Below are 12,352 nucleotides of genomic sequence, written 5' to 3' on the forward strand. Positions count from 1 at the left end.
AGGACACGGCACCCCTGACGGCCGAAAGGAAGCGACAGGAGGATTCTGCCCAACTCCACCAATCAGAAAGACACTTAGCCGCGACAATCTACTAGTGCTTGGACCAGTGCCGCACTAGCCACCCGCTCGCTCGCTTTCACCACCCCACCCAACTCGCACGCACCCGAGTTCAGGAGCACATCGCAATGAGCCGCTTCACCGACCGCGTGGCCGTCGTCACCGGCGCAGCCCAGGGCATCGGCGCCGCCACCGCCGCGCGTCTGGCCGAGGAGGGCGCCCACGTCGCCGTCGTCGACCTGACCGCCGAGCGCGCGCAGGCCACCGTCGACGCCATCCTCGCCAAGGGCGGCACCGCCCGCGCCTACGGTTGCGACGTGGCCGACTACGACGCCGTGGACGCCGTCTTCGCGCAGATCGCCGCCGACTTCGGGGCGATCCACATCCTGATCAACAACGCCGGGATCACCCGCGACAATCTGTTCTTCAAGATGCCGAAGAACGACTGGGACGCGGTGCTGACGGTCAATCTGACCAGCGCCTACAACTGCTCGCACGTCGCGCAGAAGTACATGTGCGCGCAGAAGTACGGCAAGATCGTCTCGCTGTCGTCGCGGTCCGCACTGGGCAACCGGGGCCAGGCGAACTACGCCGCCGCCAAGGCCGGCATCCAGGGCCTGACCGCCACCTTGGCGATCGAGCTCGGCCCGTTCAACATCAACGTCAACGCCGTCGCGCCCGGCTACATCGCCACCTCGATGACCGCGGCGACCGCGGAGCGGGTCGGCGCGAGCGCCGAGGAGCACCAGACGCTCGCCGCCGAGCGCACGCCGCTGCGACGCGTCGGGCAGCCGGAGGACGTCGCGAACGTGGTGGCCTTCCTCGCGTCCGAGGACGCCTCGTACGTGAGCGGCCAGACCCTCTACGTCAACGGCGGTGCCCGGTGACCATGCTGTCGCTGGCCTCGGTCCTCGCCGAGAACGCGCGGCGCCGCCCCGGCAAGCTCGCCCTGGTGGAGGGCGAGACGCGACTCGCCTTCGGCGAACTGTGGCAGCAGGTGCTGGCGCAGGCCGCCGCCCTGGTGCAGCTCGGCGTCAAGCCGGGCGACCGGGTCGCGCTGATGGCCCCCAACGTGGCGGAGTTCCCGCGCGGCTACTACGCGATCCTGGCGGCGGGCGGCGTCGTGGTGCCGGTGCACCTGCTGCTGACGGCCGAGGAGGTCGCCTACACGCTGCGCGACTCGGGCGCGCAGCTGCTCGTCGCCCACGCGGCCAACGCCATCGTCGCGGCGGGCGCGGCGGCCGAAACCGGCGTGCCGCTGGTCACGGTGGGGCCGGCGGTCCCGGTCCCCGGCGCGCTCGGCCGACTGGAGGAGTTCGCCGAGAAGGCCACGCCGCTGCGCCACTTCGTCACCCGCGAGGCCGAGGACCCGGCCGTCGTCTTCTACACCAGCGGCACCACCGGCCAACCGAAGGGCGCGGTCCTCTCGCACCTCAACCTGGTGATGAACGCGATGGTGAACGCGTTCGACGCCAACCACACCTCCCCCGAGGACGTGGTGCTGGGCGCGCTGCCGCTGTACCACACCTTCGGGCAGACCGTCGCCATGAACACCACCTGGCGGGCGGGCGCGACGCTGGTGCTGCTGCCGCGCTTCAACGCGGGACAGGCGCTGGACCTGATGATCCGTGAGGGCGTCAACTCCTTCCAGGGCGTGCCGACGATGTACATCGCGCTGCTGGAGGCCGCCAAGGGCTTCGACGGCCCGCTGCCAGTGCTGCGGCTGTGCATCTCCGGCGGCGCGTCGCTGCCGGTGACTGTGCTGGAGCGGTTCAACGAGGTGTTCTCGGCCTCGATCTGCGAGGGCTACGGCCTGTCGGAGACCTCGCCGACCGCCTCGGTCAACCAGCCGGACCTGGGCACCCGGGCCGGGACGGTGGGCCACCCGGTGTGGGGCGTGGACGTGGAGATAGCCCGCGCGGAGGTCGACGAGCGGGTGGAGCTGCTGGGCGTCGGCGAGCTGGGCGAGGTCGTGGTGCGTGGGCACAACGTCTTCCTCGGCTACCTGGGCCGCCCGGAGGCGACCGAAGCGGCGATGATCGACGGCTGGTTCCGGACCGGCGACCTGGGCACGAAGGACGCGGACGGCTTCGTGTCGATCGTGGACCGCAAGAAGGACATCGTGATCCGCGGCGGCTTCAACGTCTACCCGAGGGAGGTCGAGGAGACCTTGCTGCGCCACCCGGCGGTGGCGGAGGCCGCGGTGATCGGCCTGCCGGACCCGGTGCACGGCGAGGAGGTCTGCGCGGTCCTGGTCCTGGACCCGGCCGTCTCACCCGCGCCGGCGGCGCAGGAGATCATCGACTGGTCCAAGGAGCACCTGGCCAAGCACAAGTACCCGCGCCGGGTGGAGTTCACCGGCTCCTACCCGTTGGGGCCGAGCCACAAGGTCCTCAAGCGGGAACTGCGCGCACGGTACCAGTGACGGCGGCGACCGAGGGGCGCGCACCGGCAGGTGGGCGGAGATCCGGCACGGGTCGGGTCTCCGCCGCCGTGCCCGGCTCACGGCGGGAGCTGAGCGATGCTCCGAGCGGCGTGGGGAACGGCGGCGCCGCTCTGTCGCCTCAGGCCGCCGGCCACTGGCCGGGGCGGTCGACCCAGTAGGTCTGGGCCGGATCGGCGAGGTCGACGTCGGGGCGTTCGTGATGGACGAGCCGCGCGAGTTCGTGGGCGTTGCGGCAGCCCTCCGGCTCGGTGAGGGTACCGTCGGCGCGCATGATCTGGACGATCCGCTGGGCCTGGCCCGGCATGAGCGAGGCGACGTAGACGGGGCATTCCTGGTTCGGCCAGGTCGAGGCGGTCATGGCTCCAGGGTCGCGGCTGCTTCGGGGTCCGGCATCTCGACGCGTGCGCGACGGTCGTCTTCCCGCCCGCGCCCGCGTCGGCAACCCGGACCTGCCCGCACCCTGGCCGTGAGCCGCCGTGGGGAGGAGCATCAGGGCATGGCCACACCCAAGATTGTGATCACCACCGCCGCCAGCGACTGCTACCACGCCCGCGAGACCTGCGAACTGTTCCAGGCCGGCCGGGCGACCGCTCGGACCCAGGGCTGGACCGACGCCGACGTCCAGCACATGCCCCTCGGCGAGGCATTGGTACGCCGCAGGCCCTGCTCGCACTGCCTCCGCTGACGGGCCCCGCAGACTGACCCCGCTGACCGGCCCCGCAGCCCGGCCCCCCAGACCGACCCGGCAGCCCGCATGCCAGAGGATGATGGAGGCGTGAGCGACATCCTCGGGCTGATCGACGGCCCCCTCGACGACTGGCAGGGCAGCGCCGACAGCATGCGCTGGCGGGCCGGCGGCGACGTCCATGAACCCCTCCATGAACCCCCCGGCTTCAGCGGAGACCCCGAATCCTTCACCGCTGCGATGGATCGCCTCGGCCGGGCGCTCGGGATCGCGGGCGAGCAGCTCGAAGACCTCGGGGTGCGACTTCAGTGGACCGGAATCGCCTCCGGCGCCGACCCCGCGGAGGTGGCCGCGGCACTCGCTCACGTCGCCAGCGCCCACCTCGGGACCGGAGCGAAGCTCGCCGCCGCGCACCGCCGGGCGTGGTCGGGGCCGAACAAGCTGGAGCGACAGATCGCCCGCGCGTACCGGATCCCCGTCCGCGCCCTGATGCCCACTCCGCTGTCCGCGCTCGACGCCGGCTACCAGCAGCGCCAGCGCAACCGGAGGAAGCGGGCCTGACCGGGTGGCTCCACCCGATCGTGCCCAGAACGGACTTGGACAGATCGCCGGATTTCGGCTGTTCCGGCGGACCGTTCCCTGGACACCCTGTAGCCAAGCGAACACGGTCGTTGTAGCGTGCTGCTCGAACGCGCGGTTCGAAGTCCAGCTTGACCAGCAGATCCGAGGACCCGGGCGATCAACTCACCCAAGGGGTCCGCACAATGGCTGACCCCGTGATCCCGGACAGGGAGACAAGCATGGCCACCGGAACCGTGAAGTGGTTCAACGCCGAGAAGGGCTTCGGCTTCATCGAGCAGGACGGCGGCGGCGCCGACGTGTTCGTCCACTACAGCGCGATCAACAGCAGCGGCTTCCGCTCGCTCGACGAGGGCGCGAAGGTCGAGTTCGACGTCGAGCAGGGCCAGAAGGGCCCGCAGGCCGGCAACGTCCGCACCATCTGATGTGCTGACGCTGACGCACTGATGCACTGATGCACTGATCGCACGACACGCGAGGGTCCGCTCCGGCGGGCCCTCGCGTTCGTTGCATGTTCCTGACGGGGGCGTGGAACGCCCTCGGCGACCTCAGCACCCCTCAGTGCCCCTCAGCGCTCCGTCGGGGCGAAGCGGGCGATCGCGGTCAGGACGGCGTCGCGCATGGCGGGGCTGCCGGTGTGGCCGGAGTCGTCGACGACCTGCAATTCGGCGTCCGGCCAGGCCTTGGACAGCTCCCACGCGGTGTTCAGCGGGCTGCCCAGGTCGAGCCGGCCATGGATCAGGACGGCCGGGATGCCCGCCAGGCGGTGGGCGTCGCGCAGGAGTTGGCCGTCCTCGAGCCAGGCGTCGTGGGCGAAGTAATGAGCGCAGATGCGGACGAAGGCCATCAGGTCGGCGTCCGGACGGTCGCTGTACGCGCCTGGGTGGCCGAGTACCTCGTGCGCGATGACCGCGTCCTCCCAGGCGCACCAGTCGAGGGCGGCCTTCTCGCGGGTCGGCGCGTCCGGGCTGTTCAGCAGCCGGTTGTAGGCGGCGACGAGATTGCCGTCGCGCTCCTGGGCCGGCACCGCGTCGCGGAACGCCTCCCAGGGGCCGGGGATGAGGCGGCCGACGCCGTGGTAGAGCCACTGCGTCTCCTCCGGCCGGGTCGTGGTGACGCCGCTGATGACGATCTCGGAGACGCGTCCGGGGTGGCGCTCGGCGTAGGCGAGGGTCAGCGTCGACCCCCAGGACCCTCCGAACAGCAGCCACTTGTCGATGCCGAGATGCTCGCGCAACCGCTCCATGTCAGCGATCAGGTGCTCGGTCGTGTTGTCCGCCAGGCCGACCGCCGGGTCCCCGGCGTGCGGGCGGCTCTCGCCGCAGCCGCGCTGGTCGAAGAGGACGATCCGGTAGGCCGCCGGATCGAACATCCGTCGCGCGCCACGCTTGCCGCCGCTGCCCGGCCCGCCGTGGACGACCAGGGCCGGTTTGCCGGCGGGGTTGCCGCTGACCTCCCAGTAGATCTGCTGCCCGTCGCCCACGTCCAGGAGACCCGACTCCGTCGGCTCGATCGGCGGGAAGGGCTGGACAGCCATCGCGGTCTCCTTCTGCGGGTGGACGAACTGCGGGTGGACGAACAACCTCGCGAGGCTACCCCAAGGGTCGGCCGCCGTTCACGGTGGTGGCGTCGGTGCTGGTCGGCCCGCTCGTCGACAAGGTCGGCCGGATGAAGCCCTTCGTGCTGGTTTCCGGCATCGTCGCGGCCGCCGCGCTGACCATCCCCATGATGTGGCCGACTGAGGGCGGGATGCTCGGCTACAACATCGTGGGCGGCGTCGCGTTCGGCGTCTACATGGCCGTCGACATGGCTCTGATCACGAAGGCGCTGCCGCGCACCGAGGACGCGGGCAAGGACCTTGGCGTGATCAACATCGCCAACGCCGGTCCGCAGATCCTGGCTCCGACGGTGGCGGGCTGGATCGTCACCCAGTTCGGCTATGGGGCGCTGTTCCCCGTCGCCGCGGTGATCTCGCTGATCGGCGCGGGGCGGTGCTGCGCGTCCGCGGCATCGACTGACCTGAGGCGGGGTGGCGCCCCCCGGGGGCACGAGAGTCCGATCCGTCGTTGGCCGGGGTCCCCGTCTCAAGCTGTGGGCGGTGCTGCCGGTACTTCCATAGCGCCGGCTCGTCGTGCACGGGCGCGTACTGGCCACGGCCACCGCACGACACGAGGGCGGGCCTCCGGCTGGTTCGGAGGCCCGCCCTCGCCGCGTGGCGGATCGGCGGCGCGCGGCGGATCTGCGGTCAGGCCCGGCCGATGGCCGGGTCGCTGGTGCTCGGACGGCCGGTTTCGAGGTGGCCAGCCAGGCGGCGGAGGTAGGAGGGGTGCTGGTCGGTGAGGACGGAGACGTCGTACCACCCGTCGGTGCCGTGGGTGGCGACATGGTGGACGGCGGTGGCGCCGGGGCGCAGTTGGAGCTTGGCCGGGGCGTGCTCGCCGTAGGCGTCGACCACGACCAGGCGCAGGGTGGTGGCGCCGTGGTTGGTCAGGGTCAGCCGCAGCTCGCCGCTGTCGCCCTCGTGGCGGGCGGCGACCTCGGCGCCCAGGGCGCCCGGCTCGCCGCGGAACTGACGCAGGAAGCCGGCCGGGCCGTGGACGGTCAGGTCGTAGGCCGTGGCGCCGGGCCCTGCGGCGGGCCAGCTGTGGATGAGGCTGCGGCCGGCCTCGACCGTGAACGTCCACGGTCCGGTGCTGCCGGGCGTCGTCGAGGTCGCCAGGAAGCTCGCGCCGGCGCGGCCGTGGCTGGCGAAGTCGACCGTGAGTGCGCCCTGCCCGTCGAGGCGGCCATCGGCGGCGAGGTCGTACGGCAGGGCGCGGGCCGGGCGGGTGCCGGGCTCCTGCTTGGGCAGCGCCGGGTTGGCGGGCAGGGTGGGGACGTAGTCGGGGTGGCGGTTCGCGTCCTTGGGAACGTAGCCGGCCGTGGAGGGCAGCACCGGGGTCTTCGCGGCGTGGCGGCGGAAGTCGAAGGCGGCGGTCAGGTCGCCGCAGACGGCCCGGCGCCAGGGCGAGATGTTGGGCTCGTGGACGCCGAAGCGCTGCTCGATGAACTGGATGACCGAGGTGTGATCGAAGGTCTGCGAGCAGACGTAGCCGCCGGTGCTCCAGGGCGAGACGACCAGCAGCGGCACGCGCGGGCCGAGCCCGTACTGGCCCGCGACGGCGTGGCTGCCGGCTGCCGGGGTGAACAGCTCCTGGGTGACGTCGGCCGTGGACGCGCCCTGGGCGCTGTTCGTGGGGGCGAAGGGCGGGACGACGTGGTCGAAGAAGCCGTCGTTCTCGTCGTAGCAGATCAGCAGCGCGGTGCGACTCCACACCTCAGGGTCGGCGGTGAGCGCGTCCAGGACCTGTGAGATGTACCAGGCGCCGTAGTTGACCGGCCAGTTGGGGTGCTCGGTGAACGCCTCGGGGGCGACCACCCAGGAGACCTCGGGCAGCGTGCCCGCCTTGACGTCGGCGCGCAGGATGTCGAAGAAGCCGCCGCCGGTGCTGACGTCGGTGCCGGTGCGCGCCTTGTCGTAGAGCGGGTCGCCGGGCTTGGCGTTGCGGTACTGGTCGAAGTAGAGCAGCGAGTTGTCGCCGTAGTTGCCGATGTAGGCGTCGTTGGTCCAGCCCCAGGAGCCGTTCGCGTCCAGGCCGGTGCCGATGTCCTGGTAGATCTTCCAGGAGACGCCCGCCTGCTCCAGTCGCTCGGGGTAGGTCGTCCAGGCGTAGCCGGCCTCGGCGTTGGAGATGACCGGGCCGCCGCCCTTGCCGTCGTTGCCGGTGTACCCGGTCCACAGGTAGTAGCGGTTCGGGTCGGTCGGGCCGAGCAGCGAGCAGTGGTAGGCGTCGCAGACCGTGAAGGCGTCGGCCAGCGCGAAGTGGAAGGGGATGTCGTCGCGGGTCAGGTGCGCCATGGTCGTGGCGCTCTTGGTGGGCACCCACCGGTCGTAGCGGCCCTGGTTCAGCGCGCCGTGCGTGCTGTTCCAGTCGTGCGGGAGGTCCTCGAGGAACTGGAGGCCCAGGTCGGGCGCGTCAGGGTGGAAGGGCAGGACGTCCTTGCCGCCGTTCGCGCCGCCGTCGTTCTGGTACCAGACGGGCTTGCCGGACGGCTGCGTGACCGGATGCGGGTCGCCGAAGCCCCGGACGCCGCGCAGGGTGCCGAAGTAGTGGTCGAAGGAACGGTTCTCCTGCATCAGCACGACGATGTGCTCGACGTCGCGCAGGCTGCCCGTGGCACGGTTCGCGGGTATGGACGCGGCACGCGCGATGCTGGTGGACAGCATGGACGCGGCGGCGGTACCGCCCGCGAGCTGCAGGAAGCGGCGTCGGTTCAGCGAGGACATGAGGGCTCCGGTCTGTTGGTGCTTCCGGCTCGGTGGGTGCAGGGCAGATTGTCTGCAGACGGGCGATAACGAGCGGGGGCGGAGCGGGAGACGCGCGGCGAACCGAGAGCGAACCCTGCGCACACGTGGGTGCTCGCAGGCGTAGCGGGGCGCGGCGCGGCTGTGCCTCGCCGGGACGGCGGTGCCAGGCTGGCAGACTGGTTTCCATGCAGACGATCACCCTGAACAACGGTCTGACCATGCCCCAGCTCGGCTTCGGCGTCTGGCAGGTGCCGGACGCCGAGGCGCGCACCGTCGTCGGCGAGGCGCTGGCCTCCGGCTACCGCAGCATCGACACCGCCGCGATCTACGGGAACGAGGCCGGCGTCGGCCTGGCCCTGCGCGACAGCGGCCTGCCGCGCGACGAACTCTTCGTCACCACCAAGCTGTGGAACACCGAGCACGCCCACGACAGCGCGCTGCGCGCCTTCGACGCGAGCCTTTCCCGGCTCGGCCTGGACTACATCGACCTGTACCTGATCCACTGGCCGGTACCCTCCCGGGACCGGTACACCGACGCCTGGCGGGCCCTGGAGAAGATCCACGCCGAGGGGCGGGCTCGGGCGGTCGGCGTATCGAACTTCAACGCGAAGCACCTGGAGCGGCTCTTCGCCGAGACCGGGCTGGCGCCGGCCGTGAACCAGGTCGAGCTCCACCCCTACTTCACCCAGCAGGAGCTGCGCGCGCTGCACGCCGCGCACGGCATGGCGACGGAGGCGTGGAGCCCGCTGGGGCAGGGCCGGGGGCTGCTGGAGGACGAGTCGCTGGTGTCGATCGGCGCCAAGCACGGCAAGACCGCGGCCCAGGTGGTGCTGCGCTGGCACCTGCAGCTGGGCAACATCGTGATCCCGAAGTCCGTGACGCCGGAGCGGATCCGGCAGAACATCGAGGTCTTCGACTTCACCCTGGACGCCGACGACCTCGCGCTGATCGCGGAGCTGGACCGGGGCGGTCGGATCGGCCCCGACCCGGACACCTTCGACTGGATGGGATAGCACCCGACCCCTCCTGCGCGCCCCCAGCCGTTCCGGAGCTTCGGGCTCCCTGCGTTCACGAAGTGTTCCCCTGGCGGGTGCGCCAGCGCGGTCCGCCCCGTCCCTTCGCGCCGACATGATGCCGTCCCGAACGGTTCCAGTGCCCCTCCCCTGCACGGCATCTTCCGGCATCTGACGGCACGAAGGGAACGGACCATGTCCGCTGCGAATCTCCGCACGCTCGGCGTCGCCGGCGTCGCGGTCGCCGGCCTGCTGTTCGCACCGCAGGCCTCCTCAGCCCACTCCCCCACCGGTTCGCCGCAGGCTCCGCACTACGACCACGTGTTCGTGGTGGTCGAGGAGAACCACGGCTACGGCGACCTGATCGGCAATCCGGCCGCGCCGAACCTCAACGCGCTGGCCACCGAGTACGGTTCGGCGACCCGCTACTACGCGGTCTCCCACCCCAGTGAGCCCAACTACGTCGCCATGCTGGGCGGCAGCACCTTCGGCGTCCAGGACGACAACCCGTACTACGTCAACAAGGTCGACGCCCCGAGCCTGATCAGCGAGCTCGACAGCGCACACGTCGGCTGGAAGACCTACCTGCAGAACCTGCCGCACCCCGGCTACCAGGGCATGTGCTACCCGGCCAACTGCAACGGCGTCCCGGACAAGGATCCGCTCTACGTCTCCAAGCACAACGGGATCACCAACTTCACCTCGTCCTGGAACCCGGCCGACCGCGCCCGCCAGGTACCGCTGCGGCAACTGACGGCCGATCTGAACAGCGGCCATGTGCCCGCGTTCGGCTATGTCATCCCGAGTGAGTGCCTCGACCAGCACGGCGACCCGCCCTACTGCATCGACTCCGGCAACCTCGGCGGCGCGGACCCGCAGGACCAGCGGCTGGTCGCCCAGGGCGACCGGCAGCTCGGGCAGCTGGTCGCCGCGATCACCGGCGCGTCGTTCTGGGCGCACGGCAACAACGCGATCGACATCGTCTACGACGAGGGCGACGACAACGTCGGCGGCGGCGGGCGGACCGCCAACGTGGTCGTGACCAGCCACGGACCGCGTCATCTCGCGGACGACACGGCCTACAGCCACTACTCGTTGCTGCGCACCCTGCAGGACGACTTCGGCGTCGACTGCCTGCAGCACTCGTGCGACCCGGGCACGAACACGCTCGCTCCGCTGCTCGCGGTGACGGGCTCCGGCTCGCCCGCGCGGCCGTTCCGTCCGATATCGGTGCCGAGCTACGCCACGCCGACCCCGCTGCCGAGCGAGCCGGTCTCGCAGACCCCCGACAGCTCCAGTTCGGCCGGCTGGACCGTGCAGCCGGCCCCGATGCTGGGCAGCGCGGACAACTCCTTCGGCTCGGTCGCCGCGGTCTCGGCGAGCGACGTGTGGGCGGTCGGCAACTTCCTCCCGGACGCGCCTGGCAGCAACACGGACGCGACGCTGAGCGTGGCCGCGCACTACGACGGGACCTCGTGGACCTCGACGCCGGTGCCGGACGTGGGACCGAACTTCAACACGCTGTTCGGGGTCGCCGCCGTGCCCGGCCGCGCCTGGGCCGTGGGCGTGGCGACCGACAGCCACTACCAGACCCACAGCCTGGTGCAGGCCTGGGACGGCGCGGCCTGGCACCCTGCGGCGCTGCCGAAGCTCGACTCGGTGCACGACACGCTCTACTCGGCCACGGCCGTCTCGGCGCAGGACGTGTGGGCGGTCGGCGACCGGGAGAGCGCGGACGGCACCTTCGGCACGCTGGTCGAGCACTTCGACGGGCGCGCCTGGCACGTGGTCCCGGTTCCCGACCCCGGCGTGACCGGCGACCACCTGTACGGCGTGGCGGCGCACGGCGCTGACGACGTGTGGGCGGTCGGACAGCGCGACGGCCTGGCGGGGGACGCGCCGCTGGTCGAGCACTTCGACGGGGCGCGATGGTCGGTCGTGGACGTACCGGGTGCGGGAACGAGCGGCGCACTGTTGCAGGGTGTCGCCGTAGCGGGGAACGGTCAGGTGTGGGCGGTCGGGCAGAGCGACGACGCCCGCCACGCGGCCCGGCCACTGGCACTGCACCTGGCCGACGGTCGCTGGACGGCCTCGCTGGTCACCGGGCTGGGATCCGGGTTCACCAACGTGACCGGGGTCGCCGTTGCGAACGGCACACCGTGGCTGGTCGGCAGCTGGTACAACGCGGCGACCGGCAATCAGGCGCCGGTCGTGGCCTCGTACGCGCACGGCGCTTGGCAGGCGGCGGGCGCGCCCGACCCGGGGGTCGGTGACACCGTGCTGGGCGGGATAAGCGCTGTGGACGGGCAGTTGTGGGCGGTGGGCATCGCGCACAGTGACGCCGGACGCTTCCCGTTGGTGGAACACCGTGCTGGTTAGGGGCCGTTGAGGGAGGCGGTCCGCCGGGGCTCGGCACGGTGTTCGGGCCCCGGGCCTCCTGGCCCTTCGTGTCCCGGCGGGCCGTGTTCTCTTTCGGGTGATGAATTCGTCTACTCATTGATTTGTGCATGGTCGGGCGTGCTTTGATCGGATCTATGACGGTTGCTCAGAAACTCGCCAAGCTCGGTGCCGGACTCACCCTCGTCGTCGCGGTCACAGCCCTCTCGGGCGCTCCGGCCGCGCACGCCGACACCCTCCCCAGCGACGCCTGCTCCGCCTCCTTCGATCACGGTGACAAGCGCCTCGGCCCGGAACAACTCCCCACCACCGGCCCAGTCGGCCACGAGCTCGTCGGCTACCAGCGCACGGGCGGCGCCTCCGACAGCGCCTTCCTCGCCCAGTACTGGGATCCGACCGCCTGGAACGGCGCCGGCGGCTGGCACTACCCACCGCAGAACGGCTACCTGCTGCTTCCCAACGGAAAGCCCGCGGAGATCAAGGAACGCCTGGCCCCCGGCCAGGACATCGACCGCTTCGGCAGCGAGTACGGCTCCTTCCTCGCCCCCGAGGGCCTCCCCTACGCCTCCCGCGCCATCCCACCGCAGAGCCTGGACGGCCAGCCACCGGCTGCCTGCAATTACCACGACTACCGCGTGCTGAAGACCTTCGAGGTCGACGCGGGCCCCATCGCCCCCTGGTTCAACCAGCCGGGGTTGGGCTGGCAGTACCAGCTGGACGCCACGCTCGTCCCGGGCGGGCCGACTCAGCTGAACGTTCTGTGGCTGGTCAACAACGGGTACTTGGAGCGGCTGATCTGACGCCCGGTCCGTTCCGTACATGCGTGT

The 12,352-nt window shown here is 71.2% G+C and carries 12 protein-coding genes; 9 read left to right on the top strand and 3 right to left on the bottom strand.

The annotated features are described in order from the left end of the window. Window positions 1-185 precede the first annotated feature (185 nt). Together fabG and ABIA32_RS15260 are read left to right on the top strand one after the other, a co-directional pair. Window positions 186-944 carry a 3-oxoacyl-ACP reductase FabG gene (gene fabG / locus ABIA32_RS15255; RefSeq protein WP_370095170.1) on the top strand — a complete coding sequence of 253 codons (759 nt, stop codon included), beginning with the start codon at window positions 186-188 and terminating at the stop codon, window positions 942-944. Beyond that, complete coding sequence (locus ABIA32_RS15260) at window positions 941-2,482, top strand: long-chain fatty acid--CoA ligase (protein ID WP_370095172.1); 1,542 nt, start codon at window positions 941-943, stop codon at window positions 2,480-2,482. Before fabG ends, ABIA32_RS15260 begins: the two co-directional genes overlap by 4 nt. A 139-nt stretch (window positions 2,483-2,621) precedes the next feature. Here ABIA32_RS15260 and ABIA32_RS15265 read toward each other — a convergent pair whose 3' ends face one another. Further along, entirely contained in the window at window positions 2,622-2,861 is a 240-nt protein-coding gene (locus ABIA32_RS15265) for a hypothetical protein (protein WP_370095174.1), read from the bottom strand. Between the two features lie 138 nt (window positions 2,862-2,999). Here ABIA32_RS15265 and ABIA32_RS15270 point away from each other — a divergent pair, with 138 nt between their 5' ends. From ABIA32_RS15270 to ABIA32_RS15280, 3 genes are all read left to right on the top strand, one after another. Then, a complete protein-coding gene (locus ABIA32_RS15270) occupies window positions 3,000-3,188 on the top strand; it encodes a hypothetical protein (protein WP_370095176.1) in 189 nt (62 codons plus the stop codon). A gap of 90 nt (window positions 3,189-3,278) precedes the next feature. Further along, a complete protein-coding gene (locus tag ABIA32_RS15275) occupies window positions 3,279-3,749 on the top strand; it encodes a hypothetical protein (protein WP_370095178.1) in 471 nt (156 codons plus the stop codon). A 239-nt stretch (window positions 3,750-3,988) separates the two neighbouring features. Beyond that, complete coding sequence (locus ABIA32_RS15280; RefSeq protein WP_370095179.1) at window positions 3,989-4,192, top strand: cold-shock protein; 204 nt, start codon at window positions 3,989-3,991, stop codon at window positions 4,190-4,192. Between the two features lie 143 nt (window positions 4,193-4,335). Here ABIA32_RS15280 and pip read toward each other — a convergent pair whose 3' ends face one another. Continuing rightward, window positions 4,336-5,304, bottom strand: coding sequence for a prolyl aminopeptidase (pip, locus tag ABIA32_RS15285; RefSeq protein ID WP_370095180.1), 969 nt, complete (start codon window positions 5,302-5,304; stop codon window positions 4,336-4,338). Between the two features lie 86 nt (window positions 5,305-5,390). On the opposite strand from pip, the gene ABIA32_RS15290 reads away from it, so the two are divergent. Next, on the top strand, window positions 5,391-6,107 hold the full coding sequence (locus tag ABIA32_RS15290; RefSeq protein ID WP_370095182.1) for an MFS transporter: 717 nt from the start codon (window positions 5,391-5,393) through the stop codon (window positions 6,105-6,107). Here ABIA32_RS15290 and ABIA32_RS15295 read toward each other — a convergent pair. Continuing rightward, entirely contained in the window at window positions 6,013-8,094 is a 2,082-nt protein-coding gene (locus ABIA32_RS15295) for a phosphocholine-specific phospholipase C (protein ID WP_370095184.1), read from the bottom strand. The two genes, ABIA32_RS15290 and ABIA32_RS15295, sit on opposite strands and share 95 nt — an antisense overlap. A 206-nt stretch (window positions 8,095-8,300) precedes the next feature. Here ABIA32_RS15295 and ABIA32_RS15300 point away from each other — a divergent pair, with 206 nt between their 5' ends. The 3 genes from ABIA32_RS15300 (at window position 8,301) to ABIA32_RS15310 (ending at window position 12,325) form a co-directional block, all read left to right on the top strand. Further along, a complete protein-coding gene (locus ABIA32_RS15300; protein WP_370095186.1) occupies window positions 8,301-9,128 on the top strand; it encodes an aldo/keto reductase in 828 nt (275 codons plus the stop codon). A gap of 195 nt (window positions 9,129-9,323) precedes the next feature. Then, window positions 9,324-11,507 carry an alkaline phosphatase family protein gene (locus ABIA32_RS15305; protein WP_370095188.1) on the top strand — a complete coding sequence of 728 codons (2,184 nt, stop codon included), beginning with the start codon at window positions 9,324-9,326 and terminating at the stop codon, window positions 11,505-11,507. 155 nt (window positions 11,508-11,662) lie between these two features. Beyond that, window positions 11,663-12,325, top strand: a complete 663-nt coding sequence (locus ABIA32_RS15310) for a TNT domain-containing protein (protein WP_370095189.1) — start codon at window positions 11,663-11,665, stop codon at window positions 12,323-12,325. Window positions 12,326-12,352: the final 27 nt, after the last annotated feature.

The sequence above is a fragment of the Streptacidiphilus sp. MAP12-20 genome (genome assembly GCF_041262525.1).
GTDB lineage: Bacteria > Actinomycetota > Actinomycetes > Streptomycetales > Streptomycetaceae > Streptacidiphilus.